General features: G+C 50.3%; 22 protein-coding genes and 2 tRNA genes. 16 read left to right on the top strand and 8 right to left on the bottom strand.

What is annotated here, in order from left to right:
* Nucleotides 1–127 precede the first annotated feature (127 nt).
* From J7619_RS20700 to J7619_RS20710, 3 genes are all read right to left on the bottom strand, one after another.
* Nucleotides 128–201, bottom strand: a tRNA-Arg gene (locus tag J7619_RS20700).
* A gap of 89 nt (nt 202–290) precedes the next feature.
* Nucleotides 291–1,070, bottom strand: a complete 780-nt coding sequence (locus tag J7619_RS20705; protein WP_291203075.1) for an enoyl-CoA hydratase/isomerase family protein — start codon at nt 1,068–1,070, stop codon at nt 291–293.
* Nucleotides 1,071–1,088: 18 nt separating this feature from the next.
* Nucleotides 1,089–1,793 (bottom strand): hypothetical protein, encoded by a 705-nt coding sequence (locus J7619_RS20710; RefSeq protein WP_291203078.1) that lies wholly within the window; start codon nt 1,791–1,793, stop codon nt 1,089–1,091.
* A gap of 127 nt (nt 1,794–1,920) precedes the next feature.
* Between J7619_RS20710 and asnS the strand changes: the two genes are divergently transcribed.
* The 5 genes from asnS to J7619_RS20735 all read left to right on the top strand — a co-directional run bounded on the left by asnS (nt 1,921) and on the right by J7619_RS20735 (nt 9,592).
* Nucleotides 1,921–3,357 (top strand): asparagine--tRNA ligase, encoded by a 1,437-nt coding sequence (asnS, locus tag J7619_RS20715; protein WP_291203081.1) that lies wholly within the window; start codon nt 1,921–1,923, stop codon nt 3,355–3,357.
* An 81-nt stretch (nt 3,358–3,438) separates the two neighbouring features.
* Nucleotides 3,439–4,572, top strand: a complete 1,134-nt coding sequence (locus J7619_RS20720; RefSeq protein WP_291203084.1) for a T9SS type A sorting domain-containing protein — start codon at nt 3,439–3,441, stop codon at nt 4,570–4,572.
* A 96-nt stretch (nt 4,573–4,668) separates the two neighbouring features.
* Entirely contained in the window at nt 4,669–5,880 is a 1,212-nt protein-coding gene (locus tag J7619_RS20725; protein WP_291203087.1) for a serine hydrolase, read from the top strand.
* Between the two features lie 62 nt (nt 5,881–5,942).
* Nucleotides 5,943–7,895 (top strand): NADH-quinone oxidoreductase subunit L, encoded by a 1,953-nt coding sequence (gene nuoL, locus J7619_RS20730; RefSeq protein WP_291203090.1) that lies wholly within the window; start codon nt 5,943–5,945, stop codon nt 7,893–7,895.
* Between the two features lie 29 nt (nt 7,896–7,924).
* Nucleotides 7,925–9,592: a NuoM family protein gene (locus J7619_RS20735; protein ID WP_291203093.1), complete on the top strand. Its 1,668-nt coding sequence runs from the start codon at nt 7,925–7,927 to the stop codon at nt 9,590–9,592.
* A gap of 147 nt (nt 9,593–9,739) precedes the next feature.
* Here J7619_RS20735 and J7619_RS20740 read toward each other — a convergent pair whose 3' ends face one another.
* The gene (locus tag J7619_RS20740; RefSeq protein WP_291203097.1) at nt 9,740–10,183 is read right to left on the bottom strand and encodes a hypothetical protein; all 444 of its coding nucleotides are present in this window, start codon (nt 10,181–10,183) and stop codon (nt 9,740–9,742) included.
* A 231-nt stretch (nt 10,184–10,414) separates the two neighbouring features.
* Between J7619_RS20740 and J7619_RS20745 the strand changes: the two genes are divergently transcribed.
* The 10 genes from J7619_RS20745 (at nt 10,415) to J7619_RS20790 (ending at nt 22,855) form a co-directional block, all read left to right on the top strand.
* Complete coding sequence (locus J7619_RS20745) at nt 10,415–11,530, top strand: acyltransferase family protein (protein WP_291203100.1); 1,116 nt, start codon at nt 10,415–10,417, stop codon at nt 11,528–11,530.
* 124 nt (nt 11,531–11,654) lie between these two features.
* Entirely contained in the window at nt 11,655–12,365 is a 711-nt protein-coding gene (locus J7619_RS20750) for an ATP-binding cassette domain-containing protein (protein ID WP_291203103.1), read from the top strand.
* 174 nt (nt 12,366–12,539) lie between these two features.
* Nucleotides 12,540–15,599, top strand: a complete 3,060-nt coding sequence (locus J7619_RS20755; protein WP_291203106.1) for a glycoside hydrolase family 3 N-terminal domain-containing protein — start codon at nt 12,540–12,542, stop codon at nt 15,597–15,599.
* 77 nt (nt 15,600–15,676) lie between these two features.
* Nucleotides 15,677–19,825, top strand: coding sequence for a T9SS type A sorting domain-containing protein (locus tag J7619_RS20760; protein ID WP_291203109.1), 4,149 nt, complete (start codon nt 15,677–15,679; stop codon nt 19,823–19,825).
* A 72-nt stretch (nt 19,826–19,897) separates the two neighbouring features.
* Complete coding sequence (locus J7619_RS20765; RefSeq protein WP_291203112.1) at nt 19,898–20,350, top strand: nucleoside deaminase; 453 nt, start codon at nt 19,898–19,900, stop codon at nt 20,348–20,350.
* A gap of 64 nt (nt 20,351–20,414) precedes the next feature.
* Nucleotides 20,415–21,023, top strand: coding sequence for a superoxide dismutase (locus J7619_RS20770; RefSeq protein ID WP_291203115.1), 609 nt, complete (start codon nt 20,415–20,417; stop codon nt 21,021–21,023).
* Between the two features lie 127 nt (nt 21,024–21,150).
* Nucleotides 21,151–21,226: transfer RNA gene (locus J7619_RS20775), tRNA-His, on the top strand.
* A gap of 251 nt (nt 21,227–21,477) precedes the next feature.
* A complete protein-coding gene (locus J7619_RS20780) occupies nt 21,478–21,765 on the top strand; it encodes an Arm DNA-binding domain-containing protein (RefSeq protein WP_291203117.1) in 288 nt (95 codons plus the stop codon).
* Nucleotides 21,766–21,836: 71 nt separating this feature from the next.
* Nucleotides 21,837–22,316 carry a site-specific integrase gene (locus J7619_RS20785; protein WP_291203120.1) on the top strand — a complete coding sequence of 160 codons (480 nt, stop codon included), beginning with the start codon at nt 21,837–21,839 and terminating at the stop codon, nt 22,314–22,316.
* Nucleotides 22,317–22,438: 122 nt separating this feature from the next.
* Nucleotides 22,439–22,855 (top strand): tail fiber domain-containing protein, encoded by a 417-nt coding sequence (locus J7619_RS20790; RefSeq protein ID WP_291203122.1) that lies wholly within the window; start codon nt 22,439–22,441, stop codon nt 22,853–22,855.
* Between the two features lie 176 nt (nt 22,856–23,031).
* Here the strand turns inward: J7619_RS20790 and J7619_RS20795 are convergent, their stop codons facing one another.
* Genes J7619_RS20795 through J7619_RS20810 form a run of 4 tightly spaced genes read right to left on the bottom strand, consistent with a single transcriptional unit; the run spans nt 23,032 to nt 25,424 of the window.
* Complete coding sequence (locus J7619_RS20795; RefSeq protein WP_291203125.1) at nt 23,032–23,367, bottom strand: tRNA-binding protein; 336 nt, start codon at nt 23,365–23,367, stop codon at nt 23,032–23,034.
* A gap of 60 nt (nt 23,368–23,427) precedes the next feature.
* Nucleotides 23,428–24,297: a nucleotidyltransferase domain-containing protein gene (locus tag J7619_RS20800; protein WP_291203128.1), complete on the bottom strand. Its 870-nt coding sequence runs from the start codon at nt 24,295–24,297 to the stop codon at nt 23,428–23,430.
* Nucleotides 24,298–24,333: 36 nt separating this feature from the next.
* Nucleotides 24,334–24,951, bottom strand: coding sequence for a DUF3885 domain-containing protein (locus tag J7619_RS20805; protein ID WP_291203131.1), 618 nt, complete (start codon nt 24,949–24,951; stop codon nt 24,334–24,336).
* 44 nt (nt 24,952–24,995) lie between these two features.
* Nucleotides 24,996–25,424, bottom strand: a complete 429-nt coding sequence (locus tag J7619_RS20810; protein ID WP_291203134.1) for an EthD family reductase — start codon at nt 25,422–25,424, stop codon at nt 24,996–24,998.
* A 199-nt stretch (nt 25,425–25,623) separates the two neighbouring features.
* On the opposite strand from J7619_RS20810, the gene J7619_RS20815 reads away from it, so the two are divergent.
* Nucleotides 25,624–26,232 (top strand): gluconate 2-dehydrogenase subunit 3 family protein, encoded by a 609-nt coding sequence (locus J7619_RS20815; protein ID WP_291203137.1) that lies wholly within the window; start codon nt 25,624–25,626, stop codon nt 26,230–26,232.
* Nucleotides 26,233–26,236: the final 4 nt, after the last annotated feature.

Raw genomic sequence — 26,236 nt, forward strand, 5'->3', positions numbered from 1 at the left:
GTGGTCTCGTAGGGATTCGAACCGCCCGGCGGCCCGGCCCAAACCTCCTGATCCGTACCGCGGTGGCGGGCCACTCAGGTGCGATGCAAACAAAAAGCGCCATTCTGACGAATGGCGCTTAATTCTGTGGTCTCGTAGGGATTCGAACCCCAAACCTTCTGATCCGTAGTCAGATGCTCTATCCAATTGAGCTACGAAACCATTTCCGAATCGGACTGCAAATGTAGGGGATGAATTTTGTAGTCGCAAATTCTGGGAGATAAAATTAACAAATTTTTTCTCAGAAAATGTTATCTACCCTGAAAATCAGGCTTTCTTTTTCCTAAAAAAGCAGCAATACCTTCCCGCACATCCTGCGTACCGAACAGCATTTCCTGACTTTCGCGCTCGTTTTCCAGCATTTGCGGCAGGTTCGAATGCATCGATTGGTTAAATGCGTGCTTCATGGCACCGATGGCGCGGGTCGGGGCGTGGCGGTAGTAGGTTACGAGCTTTTCAGTTTCTTCATCGAGGGCCTCGCGGGCGACAACGTGGGTGAGCAGGCCTATTTGCCGGGCTTCCGCGGCGGAAATGCGACGGCCGGTAGAGGCCAAATCGAAGCTGCGGGCCAGACCGATCTGCCTGGGCAGGAAAAAGGTCGCTCCGGCGTCGGGCATCAGACCTATTTGCACGAACAGCAGGCTCAGGTATGTATCCTCGGCGGCTACGATTACGTCGCAGGCCAATGCGAGTGAGCAACCGGCCCCGACGGCCAGGCCGTTCATGCGGCATACCACCGGTTTGGGGAGGTCACGGATGGCGGTGATCATCGGCTCGTAATATTCTTTCAGTATCTCACCCGCGCCTTTGCCCGACGCGGCCGCTTCTTTCAGGTCGGCGCCGGAACAGAATGCCTTTTCCCCAGAGGCAGTGAGGAGTACCACACGGACGGAATCGTCATCGGCGGCGGTCTGGATGGCGCTGGTGATTTCGGTAATGAGCGCGGGGCTCAATGCATGGAATACGTCCGGGCGATTGAGCGTAATGCGGACTACGCCGTCGCGGTTTTCGAAAATGAGGTTTTGATACATGCCATGAAGTGTTTTGTATCAAAAGAAGAAATAAACGGTAGCGCTACTGACCAAAAGTCCGCAAAATACGCCGGCGGCGATCTGCGAGGGGGTATGGGCATTGAGTTGCAGACGGGCGCTCATAAGCCAGCCGCCGATCAGTATAGTCAGCAGCAGTGGGATAAGCAATGCGCTTTCATCGAACCGGATCATCAGGCCGGAAAGCATCCCGATAGTGCCCCCAATGCCGGTAGCGTGCGCACTGATTTTCCAGAAATAACTGACCATCGCGATCAGCATCAGCGACAATGTCACGCTGGCCAGAATGACGGAAATCTGTGGTGCGAGTTCGCCGATCGGTTGAAGCTGCCAGCCGAAAAGATATGTGGCCAGCCCGTAAATGATCACACAGGCGATGTACGGAATGCGGCGTTCGGCGGCATCTTCCACATACAGCGAGGTGATCATGCCCATCTTTTTAAAATAGAACATCATGATCGCCGGCGCGATAAACGTATTCAGCCAAAGCAATAGCAGCAGGCTCCCCAGCGCAGGCAGTTCGAATGCGCTCACACCCACGAGGTCGGGCGCAAGAAAAAAGAGCAATCCAAACAGGTATGTTGTGAGTATCAGCGGATGGAAAACCACCGACAATATGATGGCAAGTCTGTTATTCAAGGTAATGGGGTCTTTAATCAGGATGATGCGGGTAAAATTACGTTGAAAACCAGACTGTACAATCATTGGGTTCCACAGAAAAGTAAGTTACAGCGCTAGAATAGGTTTTCGAGGCTGAATTTGTAATTTTGCGCCTCATTCGTAAAAAACCGGGCATCTCCCGGCTGACATTTTAAAGATTGAATTGAACAAAATGGGACCGTTGCAAATCAAAGACATTTTACAGACTGCGCCTGAAAACCAATCGGTTGTCGTAAAGGGCTGGGTAAGAACAAAAAGAGAAAGCAAAAACGCGATTTTTATCGCGTTGAATGACGGGTCGACCATCAATAATATCCAGGTAGTGGCTGAACCCGGTCAGTTTTCTGCCGAACTGCTCTTGACAGTAACCACCGGGTCGTGCCTTAAAGTAACCGGTGAGCTGATCGCTTCGCAAGGTGCCGGGCAAACGGTGGAGGTAAAAATTTCCGATATCGAGGTTTACGGAACGGCAGATCCAGAGGAATATCCTTTACAACCCAAAAAACACTCGCTGGAATTCCTGCGCGAGATCGCTCACCTGCGCCCGCGTACGAACACGTTCAGCGCGATACTGCGCATCCGGCATGCATTGGCGTTCGCGGTGCACCAGTATTTCAATGATAAGGGCTTTTTCTACCTGCATACACCGGTGATCACGGCTTCGGACGCCGAAGGTGCGGGTGAAATGTTCCGTGTGACCACGCTCGACCTGAACAACCTGCCGCGTACGGAAGAAGGCGCAATCAATTTCAAGGAAGACTTTTTCGGTCGTGAAGCTAACCTCACCGTTTCCGGCCAGCTGGAAGGCGAGCTGGGCGCAATGGCCCTTTCGAAGATCTATACTTTCGGCCCTACATTCCGTGCCGAAAACTCCAACACAACCCGCCACCTCGCGGAGTTCTGGATGATCGAGCCGGAAATGGCGTTCTTCGAGCTGGAAGACAATATGGACCTGGCGGAAGATTTCGTCAAAAAAGTGATCACTTATGCATTGATCAACTGTAAGGATGATTTGAATTTCCTGCAAAATCGCCTGACGGAAGAAGAAAAGAACAAGCCGCAAAACGAGCGTTCACTGCCATTGCTGGAAAAACTGGCGTTTGTAGTGGATAACCCTTTCGAGCGATTGACATACACCGAAGCGATCGACATTCTTTTGAAATCGAAGCCGCATAAGGAAGGTAAATTCCAGTTCCCCGTCGGCTGGGGTATCGATTTATCGAGCGAACACGAGCGTTACCTGGTGGAAAAGCATTTCAAAAAGCCGGTAATCCTAACCAACTATCCGCGCGAGATCAAGTCGTTCTACATGAAGCTCGATGAAGATGGCAAAACCGTACGCGCCATGGACGTATTGTTCCCGGGCATCGGCGAGATCATCGGCGGCAGCCAGCGTGAAGAAAGCTACGAGAAACTCCTCGGTCGCGTGAAGGAGATCGGCATCGACCCTGAAAACCTGTGGTGGTACCTCGAAACCCGCAAATTCGGTACCGCACCGCATTCGGGCTTCGGTCTGGGCTTCGAACGCCTCGTGCAGTTCGTGACCGGCATGGGTAACATCCGCGACGTGATCCCATTCCCGCGTTATCCGAAAAGCGCAGAATTTTAATTCTACAAGCTGTTACCTTTTTCATGGCTTTACGTAAAAAGTAAAGCAGTTAGTGTAAGTTTTACTTTAAACAACACGCATATGAAAAGGAACATACCATTCTTTGAAAGCAGTATTGTGGCTACGGCCGCGATACTGCTTTTTGTTTTTAATGCAAATGCGCAGGAGCCGTTCCACGTCAAATGGACGATGGATTACACCCAGGCAGGCGTTTCGGACCACGCTAATTTCACCCCGACGGACGCCGTCCTTTCCGGCGGCCCGAACACATTTACATTGCCTACCGTTTACAGCGGGGGCGATGCCATCGTGGTTGGGTATATTGTCAGGCCCTGGCCGGTAGCTTTTTCAACCTCGCGGTACATGGAGTTCACTTTTACGGCTAATTCATTTAAATACAACATTACCTCGATCGGCTTCCGCCTGCGCCGCTCGAACAATGGGCCCAACAGCATTAAAGTCCGGACGAGTATGGATGGTTTTGCAGCCGATCTGAATGCGTTCGTGATCAGCAACAATGGGACATTCAATACCTACAACATCCCTGTGGTTTACAATACCCTTTCGAACAACACCTTCACACTCCGCATTTATGCGTATAATTCGATCGACATTCATGGGACATTGTGGTTTGACGAAATCTCCGTAAACGGGGACGTTCTGGCCATTATCCTGCCGGTTGACATTACCTATTTCAAAGGTCATTCGGAAAGCGGACAAACTGCATTGGAATGGGAAACGTCCTGGGAAAAGAATAGTAGGGAATTTGTGGTCGAGCGTAGCGGCGATATGAAAAACTTCACGGCGATTGGAACGGTAGTCGCCTCCGGTGAAACCACCGGAAGAATCTCCTACGCATTCATGGACAATAACCCACCGGCGGGAATCAGCTACTATCGGCTAAAACTGATAGACCGGGACGGACGCTTCACCACCTGCCAACCGATTTCAGTTTCAGACCCCAGGAAATGGGCCGACATTCGAATCGCGCCCAACCCGGCTTCTTCCAAAACTATCAGCCTCATCGCACCCAATGGCTGTGACGCAATATTGACCCTCCACACGGCATCAGGCGCATCGGTCCCGTTCCGGCGCGAAGACGACGCACTCGGGCATATTCATCTTATCCCTATACGTGCGCTCGTTTCTGGCATTTATTTTGTTACATACCAAAAGAGTGGTCGAAAAGAACATTTGAAAGTGTTGGTTCCGTAAGGCATTCTGCGCTTAATTTGTAAGAGTAAAGTATAGAAAATGCTTCCGACCCGTCGTTAGCATAACAACGTTCCTATTATTAAAGGCCAAAAGCCTATGTTGAAAAAAGTGCAGCCGAAAGTGTGGTGGATGGCCATTGCCGTCCTGGTTATTTTGTTGATATCCTGGGGATTAGTCCGAAAAAGCAAAACCGATTCCCCGGACGTGGCCGTGTCTGGCAAGTCTGTCAAAAACCTCGATCCCGTACCGGTAACGAATCCTGATGCCGAAACTGCGGAGAAAATCGAGAAGATTCAGGACATTTTCAAGCGCAAAAGGAACGCCGGCTTCAACGGCAACGTGCTGATCGTTCAAAAAGGCAAAATACTTTACCAGAATTCGTTCGGCTTCGCGCACATGAAGGCGAAAGATACCCTTACGGCCGACTCGCGTTTCCAGCTCGCGTCGCTTTCAAAGCCCTTTACAGCGGTCGCGGTTTTGAAACTGATCCAGGAAGGCCGTGTGGCGCTCGACGATTCGGTGCAGCGCTTTTTCCCCGATTTCCCTTACCACGGCGTGAAGGTGGATATGCTGCTAAGCCACCGCAGCGGGCTGCCGAATTACATTTATTCGTTCAACGACAGTGTACGCCACGGGCGGAAATATCCGGATAACCTTGATATCATGGATTGGTATGCCAAAGTGGTGCCTACCCCCACGCCTTACAATCGCCCGGGCCGGTCGTTCAACTATTGCAATACCAACTACTGCGTCCTCGCCGCGATTGTCGAAAAGGTGACGGGCGATTCATTCGGCAAATACCTGAACAGCCAGATTTTCACCCCATTGGGCATGCAGAATACCTACCTGGTAACCGACACGACCATTGCCGCAACGAAAAACCGGACCGACGGCCACCAATACGGGCGCCGGTTGGAAAAGGATTATTACGATGAGGTCGTCGGTGACAAGGGCCTCTATTCAACCACATTGGATATTTACCGGTTCTACAACGGTCTCACCAAAGGCCTGATCATCGAAAAGAAACTGCTCGACGAGGCATTCAAGCCCCGCAGCTTCGAGCGTGACGGTATCCGCAATTATGGTTACGGCTTCCGTATGCACATCAAGGAGGATCATACGCCCCGGTTCATTTACCACGGCGGCTGGTGGAAGGGTTACAACACCATGCTATGGGTATGCCCCGAAGACGACGCGGTGATCATTGTCCTCGGCAATACGTATAACCGCTCCACGTACGACCTGCGCGAACTCCTGGAAGTTGTCCACGGTTCGGTGACGATCGACGATATTGAGAAAGACATCTAGCACTGTTTGAATTCGGCCGCGAATTCAGGATATTTGCCGAAATTAAACGCATTCCCGCACTTATGCCCGACACCGCATTCCACTTACCTGCTTTTTTGCTGTTGGGCTTGCCGTTTTCGTGCTTTTTGTTGCTGTGGATTGGTGGAAAAAGTCTAAATAAATTCGCAGGCTGGATCGGGGTATTGGTTACCGCGGCCGGGTTGTTCATAAGTCTCACTTCCACAGATCCCGGGGCAGATCATTTCCTCCGTTTTCAATGGCTTACCATCGGTAGCCACTCGATAGAACTCTCTTTTCGCTTCGATACGCTTTCGACGATGATGCTCGTCATCGTGCATTTCGTGGCTTTGCTCGTGCAGCTGTTTTCGACCGCCTACATGCACGACGACCGAAATGTGAACCGCTATTTTGCATTCATTCAGCTCTTCCTTTTTTCTATGCTCGGCATTGTCCTTTCGGGGAGCTTGCTGGTGATGTACATTTTCTGGGAGCTGGTGGGCCTGTCGTCTTACCTGCTGATTGGTTTTTGGTATACTAAAAAAAGACCTGTATGGGCTGCGCAGAAGGCATTTGTACTCAACCGCATCGGTGACGCCGCCTTTCTGACGGGCATTCTCATGCTCTTCTACTATATCGGTTCTACGGACTTTGAAGTGCTTTCCCTTGAAATCGGCACGATACCTCCGGGCATTTTAACTGCGATAGGCATTTGTCTTTTCGGAGGATGCGTCGGGAAATCGGCCCAGTTCCCGCTTTCAGGCTGGCTACCAGATGCAATGGAAGGTCCGACTCCTGTCTCAGCATTGATCCACGCGGCTACGATGGTGGCGGCGGGTATTTTTCTTTTGGCAAGAATATCCTTTTTACTCACTGTCGATGCCCGACTGGTAATCCTCATTATTGGAGCCATTACCATGGTTACCGGCGCTGTGAAGGCATTAAAAGGGTGGGATATTAAAAAAGTGCTGGCCTATTCGACGATGTCGCAGTTGGGGCTCATGGTCATGGCTGTCGGTTTTGGAAGCTGGCAAACGGCCTTGTTCCATTTGGCGACGCACGCATTCTTTAAAGCCGGCTTGTTCCTTTCTGCCGGCTCGGTGATTCACGCGGTAACTCCGGGTAATGAGTTACCCGGTTATGACCCGCAGGATATGCGAACAATGGGCGGTTTGCGCAAAGCGTTGCCTATTACATTCATTTGCTACATGATTTGTGCAGCTGCTTTGGCAGGATTACCATTCTTTTCAGGCTTCCTTTCCAAAGATGCCATTATCACGGAAGGTTTCCTCTGGGCTTCGGAATTTGGCGCGTTGGGCTACTTGTTTCCTGTGCTGGTCATTGCGTCGGCCGGGTTAACCGCATTTTATATGACGCGTCAGGTTTGGGTGGTGTTCTTTGGAGCAAAACGCTTCCCCGCGAGCGTACACCCGCATGAGTCGCCCGTGGCGATGTGGCTACCCATGGCGCTGCTTTCGGCATTGTCGTTGTTCTTCTGGTTTTCGGTTAATCCGTTCAATGCGGAGGGCTGGTTCCTGCAATGGATCGGCAAAGCGCATGGCGAGCATTTGGTTTGGGTACCGTTCGTGGCGAGTGCCGTTACATTTGTTTCAATTTTCCTGGCCTATCGTGAAACGAGTACGGATAATCCGTTCAGCGTGAATGATCCGATACCGGCCGGAGAGCCCGCTCAGCGTCCATGGAACTGGTTGCGCGGCTATTCCCATGAGCAATATTTCCTCATTCCTTTTGACCTGACCGCGAAGTACCTCAAAGCCTTCGAAAAAAATATTGTCGACGCCCTCGTCGATCTGATTGCAAAAGGCAGCCTGGTGTTCGGGCACTTCATTGCCTGGTTCGACAGGATATTTGTCGACGGTGCGGTACACCTGGCCGTCTTCTCTATCCGCTCCGCGGGGCAGGCTGCGCGGAATATGCAGAGCGGCCGGATACAGTCGTATTACATCGTGACGGTAATGGGCGTCTTTTTGTTGATATTGTGGCTGGTTGCGATGTAATGCAGCCCGGCCGGTTAAATTAATGCTTGATGATTGATCATATACTCACCTTCTTAATTGCCATACCATTACTCGGCGCCGCTGCCGTCGCATTCTGGCCGGTCGACAGCCAGCATAATTTCCGGCTCATCGCGCTGGTCGCATTGCTGTTGGAGGTCGTGGTTGTTGCGGTATCCTATTTGTCATTTAGTAGTCAGGAGGCTGCGCTGCAACTTTCGGAAGTCCGCGATTGGATCACGCTCCCGATCGGTTCATTAGGAGTTGTTTCCATTGATTATGCGCTGGCTGTGGACGGAATCAGCTTTCCGCTGGTGCTGCTGGCGGTGGTGGTATTGCTGGTGGGCGTTATCAGTTCGTGGAATGTCAATCACAAATCGAGGGCGTATTTTGGCCTGTACCTGCTCCTCAGCGGGAGCGTCATGGGTTGTTTCCTTGCGCAGGATTTCTTCCTGTTTTACCTGTTCTTCGAATTCATGCTCTTGCCGATGTACTTCCTCATCGGCCTTTGGGGTGGTCCGCGGCGGGAATATGCCGCATTGAAATTCTTTATTTACACATTCCTGGGCTCCCTGCTGATCCTGATCGTCATGATCGGCCTCTACCTGTCCGTGATCGATCCTGTGGAAACCGCCAGAATGGTAGGCCTCATCGGCCCCGAAGACGCGGTGCATCCCGACATGATCCCGCAGATCCAGCAATGGCTTTTTGATGGGAAGATCGCGCCGGAGCAACTGATTCACACATTTCGTTTCACCTACCTCGCCGACCCCGGTAACTACATCCCGGGCTCGATCCTGAATGTCGCGTCCGAGTTTTTCATCGCCGACATTCCGGTGCGCCTGCTCGCATTCTGGTTCCTATTCATAGGTTTCGCGGTGAAACTGCCCGTCGTGCCCGTGCATACGTGGCTGCCCGACGCGCACGTGGAAGCGCCTACGCCCATCTCAGTCGTACTCGCGGGGATTTTGCTGAAAATCGGTGGTTACGGCTTCATCCGCATCGTCGACGGCTTCTTCCCGGCCGAAGCACTGTACAGCGCCATTCCGCTCGCCATTCTGGGGATGATCTCCATTGTTTACGGCGGGTTCAATGCGTTGGGGCAAAGCGATCTCAAAAAAATGATCGCTTACTCGTCTGTATCGCACATGGGGTTCGTTCTCCTCGGGATCGCCGCATTCACACCCGAAGGTTTCAATGGCGCCATTTACCAAATGGTTAGCCATGGTATATTGTCGGCAATGCTCTTCTTGCTCACCGGCGTACTCTACGACCGTACCCACGACCGCCGCATCGATCATTACCGCGGCCTGATCACCGTGATGCCGCAATACACCGTCGTGACCGGCATCGCGTTCTTCGCGTCGCTCGGCTTGCCAGGCTTCTCCGGCTTCGTCGGCGAACTATTCACACTCATGGGCGCATTCCAGTCCGACGTGCTGCCTGTCTGGATCCCGGCGATATCCACATTAGGAATCGTCCTTGCCGCCGGCTACTTCCTGTGGACCTACCAGCGCATGTTTTTCAGCTCGTTCTGGTACAAAAACGCTACCACACAAGTGCTCACCGACCTCACGCGGAGGGAAACACTCATGCTCGTACCGCTGGTGATCCTGACAATCCTTGTTGGTATTCTGCCGGGATTGTTATTCGATTTATCGGGACCTACGGTTGAGGCCTGGTTGGAAGGCTTGAAATGACGGGTCAGGTGTTGTTAAAGATTATCACGGGTGGTCAGGGATTGTCATTAAGTAACCGGCATTCCTAATATTTAAGGATTCAAATCCAAAAATATCATGATTATTTTGGATTTGAACCAAATTATGATGCTTGATAGTGCCTAAGAGTTACCTCCCAAACAACTGATCAAAACTAAATCTCCCTTTCTTGGACAATGCTTCCAGCGTTTGCTGCTGATCAGGTGTTAGTATCTCAATGATTTCAATGCGCTTTTCTTCGGCAAGGCGTTTGCGGTCGCTTCGCTTGTTGTCACCGCGGCGTTTCATTTTCCTTTCCATCCTTGCATAACGGCGGTCGATTTTCCTGAGTTGTTTCTGCTGACGCTTCGTGAGTTGAAGCTGGTCGGCGTACTTGTCCATGTTTTTTTCGAGCCGGCGGTTGTTGAGCTTGCTGTTGGTAACCGCTTCGTCGTTCTGGAAGGTATCGTCGCTACGGCGAACGTCGCCGTTACGACGGTCTCCACCGCGGCGGCTTTGGGCGAATGAGCTGGAAGTTGCAAGGCTGCTCAGAAACAGGCCGAGGGCGAAGATGAGCGTCAGGATTCTTTTCATGGGGGTGGCAATGGGTTAAAATTCGATGCTTATAACGGTGGCTCTGCCGGCCATTATATATCGTCCCGGTTTTTCATTATCCGCGAGACTTATAGACTTATTCAAATAAATATAGTTTTAGCTGGAAGCACGGATGGTATTTTTTACAATCTTTACAGTAGTTGCTATTGGTTTTATTTCAAACTCCATTCTATTTTCCAAATTTTATTTCCCTACACCCTGTTTTGTCAGATGAAAGATAGTGCTCCTTCACAAAGGTTATTGTCCCTGGATACGTTGCGTGGTTTTGATATGTTCTGGATTTCGGGTGGCGAAGAGATTTTCCATGTGCTCGCCAAGGCGACCGGCTGGTCCTGGGCGATATTCCTGGCCCACCAATTTACCCACCCCGAGTGGAACGGTTTCCGTGCTTACGACCTCATTTTCCCGACATTCCTCTTCATGGCCGGTGTTTCGACACCCTTCTCGCTCGGGAGCCGCCTCGAAAAAGGAGTACCGCCTTCGCAGCTGATCCGCAAGGTGATCCAGCGCGGCATTATCCTCGTCATTTTAGGGATCATTTATAACAATGGCCTTTTCGAAACGGAATGGTCGCAGATGCGCTACCCGAGCGTACTAGCACGCATCGGGCTCGCGGGGATGTTTGCACAGATCATTTACCTTTATTTCGGTTACCGCGCACGCTGGATATGGTTCGGCGGGTTGCTGATCGGCTACTACCTGTTCATGATGTTCTATCCCGTACCGGGCTGCGGCGCCGGCCTGCTGACCATCGATTGCAACCCGGCCAGCTACATCGACAAAATGCTGATCCCCGGTCGTCTGCACCTGACTATTCACGATCCGGAAGGGCTCGTTTCGACGATCCCGGCCATTGCAACCGGACTGATGGGCATCTTCGCGGGTGAGTTACTGCGTACGAGCGGCGAAGTCATTTCTCAGAAAAGCAAAGTCACCTACCTGGTATTTGCAGGAATAATCAGTCTGCTGGTATGCCTCGTTTGGGATTACTTCTTCCCTATTAACAAAAACCTTTGGACCAGCTCGTTCGTGCTCTGCGCCGGCGGGTTCAGCACATTGCTGCTGGCATTATTCTACTGGATCGTCGACGTGCTCAATTACCGCAAATGGACGCTGTTTTTCGTAGTAATAGGCATGAATTCGATCGTGATTTACATGGTAGGTCGGCTCATCGACTTCGGTTATACTGCCCGAGCATTGTTCGGCGGCCTGCTCAGCTATTTCCCGCATTCGGTGGAGATGGTAGGTGAAGTAATAGCATTTATCGCGGTACAATGGGCGTTTATGTATTTACTTTACAAAAATAAGTTATTCCTGAAAGTGTAATGGATGCTCAGGAATAGTCACGAATGGTCAAGAATAGTCAGGAGTTGTCATTGAGTCAGGAATAGTCCAACATTCAATCATTCACACATTCACTCATTCACTCATTCACACATTCAAAATTAGCATGATCGAAGTCACCAATCTGACGAAGGTTTACGGAACGCAGCGTGCGGTCGACGGGATTTCATTTACCCTCAAAAAAGGTGAAATCGTGGGTTTCCTGGGCCCGAACGGAGCAGGGAAATCGACTACGATGAAAATCCTGACAGGTTACCTCAAACCTACCGAAGGCGCGGCCAAAGTTTCGGATTTCGATGTAATGCAGCAACCTATGCCCGCACGCAGAGCTATTGGCTACCTGCCCGAGCATAACCCGCTCTACCTGGATATGTATGTGACGGAATTCCTGCTTTTTTCGGGAAAACTGTACGGAATGCATGGCTCGGCATTGAATGCGCGGGTCGACGAAGTGATTGCGATGTGCGGGCTGGTACCGGAGCGCAAGAAGAAGATCGGGCAGCTTTCGAAAGGGTACCGCCAACGTGTCGGACTGGCGCAATCATTTTTGCACAATCCGGATGTGCTCATCCTCGACGAGCCGACCACCGGCCTCGATCCTAACCAGATCCAGGAAATCCGCGAGGTGATACGCACGGCCGGGAAAGACAAAACGGTGCTTTTCTCGACGCACATCATGCAGGAAGTAGAAGCATTGTGCGACCGGGTAATCATCATTAATAAGGGAAAAGTAGTAAGCGACTCCTCATTGCAGGCGTTGCGCGATAAGGGCGATTCACTGGAAGATATTTTCAAAAAGCTTACGCAGCAAGTTTGATGTTCCGACAGTAATTACCAAGACGATATTCGGCCAGGCAAATATTAGAATTGCATTAAAACGATATTTTGCAGGACTCAAAGTGCCGGAAAATTGTTATTATTGTAACTTTTGATATTCACTTATTGAAGTTGTAAAACCTAACATTCCCTCGTTAAGTCAGTGTTTTCAGGTATGAAAAATTGGTGGTTCGGCCGGTTTCGTGTTGTAATGATTGTAGTGGCGCTGGTGGTGCTTACCTCCATGGCATCTGTGGCGTGGAAAATGATGGCAGTCCAAACGGTGGCTGTCAAACCTGTACCTGTTGCTGTTACCGAACCGAAGCACAAAGCCCCTAAAAAACACCTGGATCCGGTTATTGTCCTGCCCGAAAACCAATGGGTGGACAGTACCCTCAAATCCCTGAGCATCGAGCAGAAGATCGGCCAGCTTTTCATGGTGGCGACTTTCTCGAACCGCGACGAATCCCATTACAGATACATTGACAAGCTGATCAACGATTACCAGATCGGCGGCCTGATATTCTTTCAGGGCGGTCCGGTGGGCCAGGCGCAGCTTACCAACCGCTACCAATCGCACTCGAATATCCCGCTTTTCATCGGTATCGATGGCGAATGGGGCCTCGGTATGCGCCTCGACAGCACGATTTCCTTTCCAAAACAAATGGTCCTCGGCTCGATCCAGGACGATCAGCTGATTTACCGCATGGGCGATGATATCGCACGTCAATGCAAACGACTCGGCATTCAGATCAACTTCGCGCCGGTTTCGGACGTAAACAGCAATGCGGCCAATCCGGTGATCGGTATACGTTCATTCGGAGAAGACAAGGAAAATGTCGCCCGGAAGTCGATCGCATACATGAAAGGATTGCAGCACAACCGCATTATCGCCACCGCGAAGCATTTTCCCGGCCATGGTGATACCGATGCGGATTCGCATTTCACCTTGCCCGTGCTGACGCATTCACTGGAGCAACTCAATAACACGGACCTATACCCGTACCGCGAGATGATCGCGGATAGCCTCATGGGTGTTTTGAATGCCCATTTATACATTCCCGCACTGGACAACACACCCAACCAGGCCAGCTCACTTTCCGACAAGGTCGTTTACGGCCTGCTGCGCAAGGACCTCGGCTTCCGCGGGCTGGTGTTTACCGACGCCATGAACATGCGCGGTGTGCTCAAAAACGGCAAAGCAGCAGACGTGAACCTCAAAGCGCTCGTAGCAGGCAATGACGTGCTGCTTTACCCCGAAAGCATTGCGGAAACGGTATCGCGCATTAAAGACGCCATTAACACGAAACAGATCAGCGAGAAAATCATCGACGACAAGGTTAAACGCATTTTGCAGGCTAAATACTGGGCCGGACTGAGCAAATACCAGCCTGTCGACATCAACAACCTGTATGCCGACCTGAATAGCGAAAAAAGCAAAGAGTTGTACCGCGAACTGTGCGAGGCTTCGGTGACAGTCGTGAAAAACGATAATAATCTGCTCCCGATCGGCTCGGTGATAGACAACAATATGGCGTCGGTAAGCATTGGGGAGGGCAGCAGCGTGGCATTCCAGAAAATGCTTTCGACCTACAAACCCATGCGGAACTACTCGTTTTATGACGGACCGTCGTCGCAGGAGCAAATCACCGAAATGCTGGGGTATCTGGAACCCTACAATACCGTTATTGTTGACGTTCATGGTATCAGTTCCAAACCCGGCAGGAATTATGGCGTTACCACCGGTATGGTCGATTTTGTGAACCGGCTCAAACAGCAAAACAAGAAAGTCATTCTTTGCCTCTTCGGTTCTCCTTACAGCATTCAGTTCTTCCCTGCAACCGATGCGCTGATTTGCGCCAACCAGGACGGGAAGGATCAGCAGGAGATCGTACCGCAGATTATTTTCGGCGCATTGAGTTCGAAAGGCCGTCTTCCGGTTTCGGTGCTGGCCTATAAAACAGGCGCCGGTGTGAATACTACTTCCATCAACCGCATTGCGTTCGGCACACCGGAGAGCGTGGGTATGGATGGTATTTCACTTAAAAAAATCGATGAAATCGCCACAGCGGCGGTGAATGACCATGTTTTCCCCGGCTGCGAAGTATTGGTGGCCAGACAGGGCAAGATTATCTATGAAAAACAATTCGGGGGGCTCAGTTACCGCACCAACGACCGCGTCACGCCCGAGACGATTTACGATCTGGCTTCGCTCACGAAGGTTTCGGCCACATTGCAGGCTGTCATGCTGCTTTACGACCGGAAACAGATCAGTCTGGACGAAAAAGCATCCAAATACCTCCCGGAATTGGCGGGTACCTCTAAACAGAACTTCACGGTCCGTGACCTGCTCCTGCACCGCTCCGGCCTGATCTCCTTCTATCCGTCGCTTTGGGACAGAACTAAAACCAGCGCGGGAGGCCTATTGCCTGAATATTACAGTTCGAAACAAGATACCGCTTATTATTTGCAGGTGGCACCCAAACTGTTTGCCAAAGGTGCATTACGTGATTCTGTATGGAATTGGGTGGTGGAATCGCCTATGAACAACCGCCGCGACCGGGCAGGAAATTACGGTTATTTGTACAGCGACCTCGGCTTTTTGACGCTGCAAAAAATTGTTGAAAGGATAACCGGGCAATCGCTGGATATTTTTGTGGCTGCCAATATTTACGAGCCGCTGGGATTGCCCTACCTCGGCTTTAACCCGCTGCGCCGCTTCCCTGAAAAACAGATCGCCCCTACCGAACAGGATTACCGCTTCCGCGGGCAATTGCTGCAAGGAACCGTGCACGATCAGATGGCTGCTATTGTAGGCGGGGTTTCAGGCCATGCCGGCCTTTTCGGTACAGCCCGTGACCTGGCGGTTTTGCTTCAAATGAATCTCTGGAAGGGCAATTACGCCGGAAAGCGCTATTACGAGCAGGCAACCGTGCCATTCTTCTCGCGCATGTACGACGAGTCGCACCATCGCGGGCTGGGCTGGGACAAGGCACCGGCCGACGGCAACAGCTCCTATGTTTCGCCTCAAGCGTCGGTTAACTCATTCGGCCACACCGGCTTTACCGGCACAATGGTGTGGGTGGACCCGGAAGAGGATCTCGTGTTTGTGTTTCTTTCCAACCGCGTCAATCCCGATGCCGAGAACACGGCGATCACTACCCAGCGTACACGTCGGAAAATCCAGGACGTAGTGTACAGTTCATTGATTCAACGGAAAAGCCAGCTTCCTTAAATCACCTTCAGCGTATTTGAAAAATATCTCTAACTTTACCAGTCAAAAGGTTAGCGGAAAGATATTTAGACAGATACATGAAAAAAACATTTATTAAAGAAAGTTTCCTTACCATTTTCGCCACGCTATTCTGCCTGGCAGCTTCATTCGGACAAACGACTATTACTACCGGGACCATTACCCCTTCACCCGCTTGCGCCGGGGGAGACATTTCTGTCCCTTACACCACCACAGGTACAGTAGCTCCGTCTGTTGTGTTTGTTGCTCAACTATCCGATGCAGCGGGAGCCTTCGGCGCGACTCCGATAGAAATAGGTACTTCCACCACATCGCCGATTACAGCAACTATCCCTCCCGCAACCGCTGCGGGTGCCGGATATAAAGTCCGCGTAGTCTCCAAACTGGCGGCAGTCATTCAGATTACAGGTTCGGAAAGTGTTGCGCTGCCTATCAATGCTACTCCGGCTGCTCCTGCGGTCGTTTCTCCTGTAAATTATACACAAGGCAATACTGCAACGGCTTTGTCGGCTACCCCTGCCACTAACTTGCTTTGGTACGATGGTCCAACTGGCGGAACCGGCTCGGCTACGGCACCGACCCCGTCAACTGCAGCCGCAGGAACCACTAGCTATTATGTATCCCAAAAGCCTGCCGGATGCGAAAGCGCACGAGCTAAGATAGATGTGATCGTTGCTGCTTGTACACCACCGGCAAAACCTACTGTTACTACGCCTGTAACATACACTGTCAATGATGCGGCAGCTCCATTAACCGCGACTGCAATAACAGGTGCTACACTCAACTGGTACGGAACCAATGCGAGTGGCGGGGCCGCTTCGCCCACAGCGCCAACACCATCCACCACAGCGGCGGGAAACACTAGCTACTACGTATCCCAAACTGTTGCAGGCTGCGAAAGTGCCAGGGCGGAAATTGTGGTCACCGTCAATGCCTGTACGCCTCCGGCCGCTCCGACTGTTTCAAACAAATCATATACAGTAGGTGATGCTGCTACTCCGTTAACTGCAACCGGATCTAATCTGAAATGGTATGGAACCGATGCAACAGGAGGAACCGCTTCTACCACGGCTCCAACCCCTCCAACCACCACTGCCGGAAGCACATCCTACTACGTGTCTCAAACTGTGGGCGGATGCGAAAGTGCGAGAGCACAAATCGTGGTCACGGTCAATGCCTGTACACCACCGGCAGCACCAGCTGTTACCAATAAGTCTTACACAGTAGGCGATGCCGCCGCTCCATTAACTGCAACTGGAACAAATCTGAAATGGTACGGAACCAATGCAACTGGCGGAAGCGCTTCCACAACCGCGCCAACCCCTTCAACAGCAAGCCCCGGAAGTACATCCTATTATGTTTCTCAAACGGTTGGTGGATGTGAAAGTGCAAGAGCGCAAATCGTGGTTACGGTTAATGCATGCACACCGCCAGCAGCACCTGGCGTAAGCGACATTTCGTATTGCCTTGGTGCACCAACTGCCAGTCTTACTGCCACAGGCTCCAATCTGAAATGGTATGCTCAGGCATCAGGGGGTGCAAGCTCACCAACAGCGCCTAAGCCTTCAAGTGCAGTAGCAGGCGTAACTAGTTACTTTGTATCTCAAACGGTAGGCGCTTGCGAGAGTGCACGCGCTGAAATCAAAGTAACAATCAACGAGACTCCAGCTCCGACAGCCTCCTCGCCAGTTGAATACTGTTTAAATGAAACTGCTTCACCGCTAACCGCAACCGGTAGCAACCTTAAATGGTATATGTCGTCATCTGGCGGCACCGCATTGACCGGCACACCAACGCCTGTCACTACCGCAGCAGGCACAACCCGCTACTACGTCTCACAAACCGTAAATGGCTGCGAGAGCCCGCAGAGAAAAGAAGTAGCAGTGATAGTTAAAAATCCGTCGACCGCGCCTACTGTAACTGCAACGGTTAACCTTTGCCAGAACTCGTCGGCAACAGCTTTGACGGCCAACGGTACCGGCCTGAAATGGTACACCAGCGCAAATGGAGGCACTGCATTGAGTGGCGCTCCTGTACCCGTTACCACCGCTGTTGGTACGACAAGCTATTACGTGAGCCAAACCTCTACGGGCTTGTGTGAAGGTCCGAGAGCAAAAATCGATGTGGTAATTAAAGATACACCTGCGGCACCTGCCGTTACCCCCGTTGACTATTGCGTTGGTGCGAAGCCCGTTGCATTGACCCCTTCGGGCGCTGCTTATAAATGGTATACAGGACCATCCGGCGGTACCGGAACCACCACCGCTCCTACGCCTACCGCGACGACTGTTGGCACAACTTCCTACTATGTTACCCAATCCAACATATATGGAAGCCTTACCTGCGAGAGCCCACGCGCGAAGCTGGATGTGACTGTCAACGCAACCCCGGCCGCCGTGACCCCACTATCGGAAGCCTTCTGTCAGGAGCGTGCAGATAAAAATTATACATTCCCTACGCAAGCATCGGCAGGTAATACATTGAACTGGTATACAGCAGCTACCGGCGGAACTGCCAGCACGACAACACCTTCAATTAACCTGAAAGAAGCGAAAGAAACGACGTACTATGTGACTCAGTTGAGTAACAAGGGTTGCGAAAGCACCAACCGGGTTGCGCAAAAAATCCTCGTCAAACCTCTCCCGGGCCTGCCGGGTATTTCACAGTCCCTGATCGAATATTGCCAGTTTGTCGCTGCGAAACCGCTTGAAGCGACGGCTGCTGCCAATGCAACATTGAACTGGTTCGGTACTGACGCAACAGGAGGTACTTCGAGCCCCAGCGCACCGACCCCGTCCACTGCCGAAGGCGGAACGACATCTTACTATGTAGCTCAAACGCTGGCGGGCTGTCTCGGCGACCGTGCCAAAATCGATGTCAAAGTAAACACGACGCCGAAACCTACCACACAGACATACCTCGAATACTGCCAGAACGCGAAAGCGCCGGTATTGGACGCAACCGGAAGCATACTGAAATGGTACCGCGAAGCCAACAGCAACGATTGGCAGGGCGTTCCTTTCACGCCGTTTACGGAAAAGGTTCAGGACTACTCGTTCTACGTGACGCAAACCGGCTCCAATGGCTGCGAGAGCCCGAAAGAAGAGATCAAAATCCATATCAAATCATTGCCTTCTGCGACGATTTCGGGTAACCCGACCATCGACCTCGGGCAGTCAGCGACGATCAATATCAAGTTCACCGGCGACGGACCGTGGATTTACATCCTGTCGAACGGCTTGACCGATACTACCGATCAGGCCAACCACCAGGTGGAGGTTAAACCGAGTACCACCACGAGTTACCTGCTCACCGAGGTTTCCAATGCTTGTGGTAAAGGTCCTATCAACGGTCTGGCGGTTGTTACGGTAAAAGTACCGACCATCAACTCGGGAAGCCCTTCCGTTTCCGAAATTTGTGCAGGCAAGGCATTCACTGTTCCTTTCCAGCAGTCGGGTGATTTCCCTGCCGGCAATACCTTCAAATTGCAGGTGTCCAAGGAAAATACAGATGCCAAATTCTATACCATTGCCTCGACGGCCACCGCCAATTCCGTATCGGCGACATTCCCGGATTCAACCAAGGGAGGAACCTACTTCCTGCGCGTGATCAGCTCAGGTGCTAATCCGGATTTCACCGTAAAAGGAAGCGTAAGCGCGATCACGATCAATGCAAGCCCGCTGCCGGTCGCCACACTGACAGGAACGCAAACGATCCTGGTGGGTGAAACTGCCGACCTGAAAGCCGACATCACCGGAAAAGCGCCGTGGACTATCACATTGAACAATGGAACAAAAGATACGCTGATCACCGCGAACGCAACACCTTTCACTTTCAAACTGGCCCCTAAAACAACAACTACCTACGCGATTACCAAGGTGACCAACGGTTGCGGTATCGGTACGGGTGTGGGTACGGCGAGAGTGCAGGTTGACCCGATCCTGGGTGTAGAACCACCGGCCCCGGCCGATTGGGCAAAGGTGTACCCGACCGTGATCAACGGCAAATGTACCGTTGAAGTAACCGGTACCATTTCGCCGAAGCAAGCAAAAATCGAAGTGGTGGACCTCAACGGCCGCCCGCGTTCGACCACGGCTATCAAACAACAAAAAACGGAGGTGGACTTTGCTAACTATCCCGCCGGACTTTATTTGTTGCGCATCCAGAATGGCAATCTGAGCACCGTTCAACGAGTGATGAAACCCTGATCATTGATTCAATAAAATACCACGGGACATTTGTTGCATTGCAATGGATGTCCCGTTTTCTTTACCGGCCATATGGACATACAGGCAGACATTACCGATCACTACTTTATGGAAGAAGCCCTCGCGCTCGCCCATAAGGCATACGAAGAAGGCGAAATCCCCGTGGGCGCAATAGTAGTCGCCAAAGACAGGATCATTGGAAGGGGGTATAACCAAACCGAGCGGCTCAACGACGTCACCGCCCATGCCGAGATGATCGCCATTACCGCCGCCGCCGACCACCTGGGCTCCAAATACCTCACCGACTGCACACTGTACGTGACCCTCGAACCTTGCGTCATGTGCGCGGGCGCGCTCTACTGGACGCAGGTGAAACGCGTGGTCGTGGGCGCGATGGACGACAAGCGCGGATTTTCGAGGATCGGGCAACCGCTTCTGCACCCGAAAACCAGACTCGTAACGGGCATTATGGCGACGGAATCGCAGCAGTTATTACTCAAATTTTTCAGGGAGTTAAGAACATAAAGCGGCATTCTGCTGTTAGCCTATCTGTCAAAACAATTTTTTCAATCATTAAACTACACTGAAAATGGCATTTACACTTGATCCCTTACCTTACGCAAACAATGCTTTGGAGCCGCACTTCGATGCATTGACCATGGAGATACATCACGACCGTCACCACCAGGCATATGTTACCAACCTGAATGCAGCAGTAACAGGCACCGAACTGGAAGGCAAAACCATAGAAGAGCTTCTGGCTGGCATCAGCAAAGCACCGGCACCTGTACGCAATAATGGCGGCGGTCACTGGAACCACACTTTTTTCTGGAAATCACTTTCATCGAATGGCGGCGGCGAACCAACCGGCGAGCTGGGCAAAGCCATTACCGCGAAATTCGGTTCATTCCAGGCATTCAAAGATGAATTCAAAAAGGCATCCATCGGCCGTTTCGGATCGGGCTGGGCATGGCTTATCGTAAAAGAAGGCGGAGAAATCGCCATCACTTCAACTCCCAACCAGGACAACCCATTGATGGACATCGCGGAAGTAAAAGGTACTCCGGTGATCGGCCTTGACGTGTGGGAGCACGCATATTACCTGAAATATCAAAACAAGCGCCCCGACTACATCGACGCCTACTGGAACGTTGTAGACTGGAAAGCTGCTGACGCACTGTACACTGCGGCTAAATAATCAAGCTCCGGCTTGCGAAAGGGTTTGTGGTTCGCAAAAATTTTCCAAAATTTTCTTGCAAGCTGCAAACCTTTTCCTACTTTTGTAATCCGAAAACGGGGCAGTCCAGCGGGATTGTCAAAAAAATGGAGGTTGTAGCTCAGTTGGTTAGAGCGCCAGATTGTGGTTCTGGAGGTCGCGGGTTCGAGACCCGTCTCCCTCCCTTGAAAAAAGTTCAAAGTCAAACAAAATGCCTGTAAATCAATGATTTGCGGGCATTTTTGTTTTTCAGACTATGTCAAAAAATGCAAAAATTCTCATGTTTTCAGTGAGTCTTTCGTGTAGTTCACTCACTTTGAGAAAAAGACTCACTGGAAGCGGCATAACAAATTGATAGACAACATGTTCACCGCATTGGCATCTTGACTGGCAAGCGTGGTAGCTCAATATTTAACCACTTTTAAACGCTTGTGTTATGTTGGAGAAAACATTCGGCCTGCTTTTCTATTTAAAGCTCGCCAGAAATCAGAAGGGAACAGTTCGCTACGTTTACCTGAGAATCACCGTCGACGGCAAGGTTGCTGAGCTATCCACCAAGAAGTTATGGAACACCGAAAGGTGGAATTCCTCAGTCGGACGACCAGCCGGAAACAAGGAAGACGCCAAAACGCTGAATGCGTACCTGGATATGCTCACCGCCAAAGTTTACCAGGCTAAAAAATTCTTACTGAGGATGACAAAGAAATTTCCGCCGAAGGCTTGAAAAACATTCTCCTTGGCAAAAGCAATGAAACCCGCACAATCCTTGAAGTCTTCGAGCGCCATAACGAGTAGATGGAAGCGCTGGTCGGCCAGGAGTTCGCGCCACTCACTTTGAAGCGCTACAAGACCGCTAAGGAGCATACTGCCTCCTTTATCAAGTGGAAGTACAAGAAGGACGATATGGAGATCAAAGACTTGAATTTCGAATTCATTACTGAATTCAATTTCTGGCTCCGCAGCGCACGAGGTTGCAACCACAACTCGGCGATTAAGTACATGAGCAATTTGAAGAAGGTTGTTTTGATCTGCGTTAATAACAAATGGTTAAAGAAAGATCCTTTTCAGGGCTTCAAGCTGACCAAGAAGGACGTTGTTAAGAATCCGCTGTCTCGGGATGAACTGAAACGGCTTACTGAGAAAGTATTTGAAGTAGAGTGGATAAGTCAGGTGCGGGATATCTTTCTATTCTGCTGCTACACCGGATTAGCTTACGTCGATGTGAAGCAATTGAAGACGACAGACATTGTTGTCGGTGTGGATGGCGAGCCGTGAATTGACACCACGCGCCAGAAAACGGATGCGCCTACACGTATTCCGTTATTGCCTATTGCGTCGCCCGTCAGGAAAACTCCCCATCCGGCGTACAGCTCCAACCCAATGCTAATGCATGGTCGGTGATATCCGATTCGACAAGGAAAGAAAACTTTCGTACAACTAATGGGACCCTGTTTCTGGAAAAGATCAGCAGAATGCGGCTTGGAAGCTGGAACTACAAGGGTCAGGACGTGAAGCAATACCGCCATTACGGCCCCATGGCACAGGACTTTTTTGCAGCCTTCGGGCACGACGAACTGGGGACAATCGGGGAAGATAAGTCCATTAACCAGGCCGATTTTGATGGCGTAAACCTGATTGCAATCCAGGCTTTAATCAAAGAAGTAGAAGCTTTAAAAGCAGAGAACAAAAGCCTGAAACTGGCAGAGGCGTCCATGAAAGCCGAAACTCAGTCACTGAAAGTGAAAATGGAGCAATTTGAAAAGCAACTTTCCACATTAATGGGCTCGGGAAACATTTCGACCGTATCGAGATAAGGGGATCCTATGCAGATCCCTATAAGACCACAGAATAAGCGCCATTCGCAAGACTGGCGCTTATTTGTTTCTAAACCTGGGAGATCGCTTTCCCCCAGTCACTCGCAAAGTCAGTTTATAATCTGATTTTTTCGAAAATTTCATTAACATTTTGGCGCAGTTACGGTAAAATACCCTCAACACGTCCTACTCCCATTAGGCACATTGCCCTGAACGGTCGTCAGCACAATATCCTCCTCGGCATCGGCAAAGCCCGTCACCAAAAATTCCGACATAAACTTACCGATCTGTTTTTTCGGGAAGTTGATCACGCCGACAATCTGTCGGCCGGGTAGCTCGTCCAATTTGTAATGTTTCGTGATCTGCGCGCTGCTCATTCGAATGCCGAATTCGCCGAAATCGACTTTCAGCTTGTAGGCGGGCTTACGCGCTTCCGGAAACTTGGAAGCTTCCAGAATTGTACCTACTCTCAATTCCACTTCCTCAAAGTCTGCCCAGGTAATTTCTTGCATTTTAGTAGTTCAATGGTTTTATTTCAAAAAGCAACAGCATGAAACGTCTTCCTGTTCCGGTCAGCCTGTTGTGAACTGCGCAATTCGTTCAGCGCAAATGCGTTCCGTCAGATCTTTCAAAAGCTTCGCCCGGTAGCCAAGATATTCCAGTTCTGCTTTTTCAATTTTATAATGCATTTCATATCGGGCGTCGATATAGGCTTTTTTCAGAAGCTGAAACAAGCGCTCTTCCTCACCGGAAGTTCTTGGAAACACAATTGCGAAATCGGAGCGGAGTTTTATGGTCTGATTTATAAGTTCTTCAATATCATGAAGTTTTGGTTTGTAATCCGTGAAAACGAGTAGCGTTGTCGTGCATAGCCGTTCAGTAGTTTGGTGCAGCAAAAAGGCAGCTTCTTTGTAATAAGCCGGATTATCTTCTCCCTTTTGAAAGTACATTTCGAAGCCTTCCAGGAAATGGCTCGCGGAGGTAAACCAATGTCCAAACTGTTCCTTTGCTTTAATCTGCCTTTCTTCCGGCTGCATATTTTTTGGCTCCGACAGTTTGAAATTCCCGGAATCAAATAGCAGTATTCCTTCCTTCAAAACATCCACAAAAAAATAGGAGTTGCCTTCAATCTTGTCATTCACAAAGCCAATGCTGTGCTGGATAATACTGGTTTTCGTAATTTCTTTATTGGCCGCCAGCTCCTTATCCAGTTCACGCCATTTCTTATCTCTTTTGGCGGAAAGCCTGTCCTTCGTTATTACCAAAATGTCAAAATCGCTCACATACTCATATTTCTCCTGATAATCCTCCACCCATTCGCCCCGCGCGTAGCTGCCGAAAAGGATGATCATTTCGGCTGGAACTCTTGCCAGGACGATTTCGACGAGGTTTTGTAGTTCTGTTTGTTTGTGTAATGGCAGGTGGGACAGGGAGGATTTCATGGTGTGTGCAATTGGGATAAGTCTTGGTATGTCGGCTTATTCGAATGTTTTTTCGATTTGTTCCCTATCATATTCCAGTATCCAGGCATTATGTGACGTAAAGATTGGTCTGATTGTCTCCAAATCATTAGCGATTATGTCAATCCCTCTATCGTCATACATATTAAAAATCAGGTTCTTTGTAATATTGATAAAATAAATCTCCTTACATGACAGGGCTCCGACATCGTCAAGCCTGGGTTGTCGCGGCCAAAAGTCGGTATGTCCAATCGCCATCAAAAGGTTCGAATAATTTATTTCGCCGGCAGTTGTTTTTACAATAGCTAGGTTTGTTAAATCTAAATAATCATTTGGATTATAAACTCTACTTTCTTTTGAATAGCCGATATCTGCCTTTTTTAGATTTTTAAGCTGCTTGAAGGCGTAGTTGGAAAACCGTATCTTCCTCCGTCTGAATTTGTAGTCCCTTAAAATCAAAAATACGTCGTCTGAGGTGTTGAACGCAGATTCGAAGATTGTAGTGGCGCGTCGGGTCATTTCTTCGAAATAGTCATCGCTGGTGGTGCTGCCAACTTGTAAATCAAAGCGAATTCCATAAGCCCAGTTATAAAACAAAGGGACTCTGAGCTTTAAACCCTTGAAATTCTTCTTCAAAAAATTCAGATATTCTTGCGTTACGGTCACAACTTTACAGCCATTTACTTCACCACCTCACTCACCAAAATCACCGGCGCCACATCCGTATAATTAGCGAAATCCGCCCGGATGGCGTCCCGGTTTGGCGCGATGGCTTTTTGGTATTCGCTGAGGCTTTTTACGTAGAATGTACCGATGGCCATATAGGGTAGCGGTTGGTTGGGAATGCCGCTGGAAATACCCTTTTCAATGGTGTATTTGACCAGATTAGAGCCCAGAAACCCGGCTACCATGGGCATGTGCTTCGTTTCGTAATACTCCATATTGAAAGTCTTGCCCTCGGAGAAAGGGTACATGACGGATATCTTAACCAAACCTTTCTCGTCCATGGTAACGGTGTGCTTTTCAAATTTTCCAGGCGGCTTTTCGCGGTTGAATGAAACAAGGCAAATAGCTAACAGCAGGACCGGAACAATGAGTTTAAACTTCATGACTAATTGGTTTTAAGTTACAGAATGATTGAATTGTGTTGAAATATAGTTAATAAATCACATTTTCAGGCAGTTCCGGGGACTGTCGAAGCGTAGATTTTGAGATGTCAATTATGGGTAAACGCAAAGACTGCAAAGCTTTTAAGATCGCTCGCTTTGCCATATTATACAGTCAATCGTCCTACCAAAAGCCCAACCCATGAACAGAAGAACCGCCATTACCCACGTCGCAACCATGCTGGGAGGAGCATTTTCTGCTCCGACGTTGCTGGCCATGAAGCGGTGGGAAGACCGCCTGCCCTCCGAAAGCTTTCCCACCGGGTTCAGTTTGACCGAAAACCAAAAACTGATCGTTGCGGAAGTCGCGGAAGCGATTATTCCGAAGACGGCGACGCCCGGGGCTAAGGATGTGGGCGTGCCGGCGTTCATCGTGATGATGTTGCAGGATTGTTACAAAACCCCGGAGCACAAGAGTTTTGCGGAAGGGCTGATTAAGCTGGAAAAGCAGCAATTTCTAAGCATGAATGCTGATCAGAGAAATGCATTGCTGGTGCAGGTCGAAGCCGATTCCGTGGAGGAAATGAAAGCCTATCAGGTGCAGCAGACCAAAATGGGCGATAATGAAGACCGGGAACAAATGGCGGCGCAGGCAAAAGGGTTACCATTTTGGCGTCTGATAAAAGAGCTCACGATGTTGGGATATTTTACTTCCGAACAAGGAATTAAATCTTCTTTTGAATATGTGCCCATCCCGGGAAAGTTGGAAATGATCAAGATGAAACCCAACCAGAAGTCTTTCGCCTACTAATCGC

The organism is Dyadobacter sp. (assembly GCF_017744695.1).
Lineage (GTDB): Bacteria > Bacteroidota > Bacteroidia > Cytophagales > Spirosomataceae > Dyadobacter.

Excerpts from the sequence above, each read along its gene's own strand:
- J7619_RS20705 (WP_291203075.1), bottom strand. The coding sequence starts at position 1,070 with ATGTATCAAAACCTCATTTTCGAAAACCGCGACGGCGTAGTCCGCATT.
- J7619_RS20710 (WP_291203078.1), bottom strand. The coding sequence starts at position 1,793 with ATGATTGTACAGTCTGGTTTTCAACGTAATTTTACCCGCATCATCCTG.
- asnS (WP_291203081.1), top strand. The coding sequence starts at position 1,921 with ATGGGACCGTTGCAAATCAAAGACATTTTACAGACTGCGCCTGAAAAC.
- J7619_RS20720 (WP_291203084.1), top strand. The coding sequence starts at position 3,439 with ATGAAAAGGAACATACCATTCTTTGAAAGCAGTATTGTGGCTACGGCC.
- J7619_RS20725 (WP_291203087.1), top strand. The coding sequence starts at position 4,669 with ATGTTGAAAAAAGTGCAGCCGAAAGTGTGGTGGATGGCCATTGCCGTC.
- nuoL (WP_291203090.1), top strand. The coding sequence starts at position 5,943 with ATGCCCGACACCGCATTCCACTTACCTGCTTTTTTGCTGTTGGGCTTG.
- J7619_RS20735 (WP_291203093.1), top strand. The coding sequence starts at position 7,925 with ATGATTGATCATATACTCACCTTCTTAATTGCCATACCATTACTCGGC.
- J7619_RS20740 (WP_291203097.1), bottom strand. The coding sequence starts at position 10,183 with ATGAAAAGAATCCTGACGCTCATCTTCGCCCTCGGCCTGTTTCTGAGC.
- J7619_RS20745 (WP_291203100.1), top strand. The coding sequence starts at position 10,415 with ATGAAAGATAGTGCTCCTTCACAAAGGTTATTGTCCCTGGATACGTTG.
- J7619_RS20750 (WP_291203103.1), top strand. The coding sequence starts at position 11,655 with ATGATCGAAGTCACCAATCTGACGAAGGTTTACGGAACGCAGCGTGCG.
- J7619_RS20755 (WP_291203106.1), top strand. The coding sequence starts at position 12,540 with ATGAAAAATTGGTGGTTCGGCCGGTTTCGTGTTGTAATGATTGTAGTG.
- J7619_RS20760 (WP_291203109.1), top strand. The coding sequence starts at position 15,677 with ATGAAAAAAACATTTATTAAAGAAAGTTTCCTTACCATTTTCGCCACG.
- J7619_RS20765 (WP_291203112.1), top strand. The coding sequence starts at position 19,898 with ATGGACATACAGGCAGACATTACCGATCACTACTTTATGGAAGAAGCC.
- J7619_RS20770 (WP_291203115.1), top strand. The coding sequence starts at position 20,415 with ATGGCATTTACACTTGATCCCTTACCTTACGCAAACAATGCTTTGGAG.
- J7619_RS20780 (WP_291203117.1), top strand. The coding sequence starts at position 21,478 with ATGTTGGAGAAAACATTCGGCCTGCTTTTCTATTTAAAGCTCGCCAGA.
- J7619_RS20785 (WP_291203120.1), top strand. The coding sequence starts at position 21,837 with ATGGAAGCGCTGGTCGGCCAGGAGTTCGCGCCACTCACTTTGAAGCGC.
- J7619_RS20795 (WP_291203125.1), bottom strand. The coding sequence starts at position 23,367 with ATGCAAGAAATTACCTGGGCAGACTTTGAGGAAGTGGAATTGAGAGTA.
- J7619_RS20800 (WP_291203128.1), bottom strand. The coding sequence starts at position 24,297 with ATGAAATCCTCCCTGTCCCACCTGCCATTACACAAACAAACAGAACTA.
- J7619_RS20810 (WP_291203134.1), bottom strand. The coding sequence starts at position 25,424 with ATGAAGTTTAAACTCATTGTTCCGGTCCTGCTGTTAGCTATTTGCCTT.
- J7619_RS20815 (WP_291203137.1), top strand. The coding sequence starts at position 25,624 with ATGAACAGAAGAACCGCCATTACCCACGTCGCAACCATGCTGGGAGGA.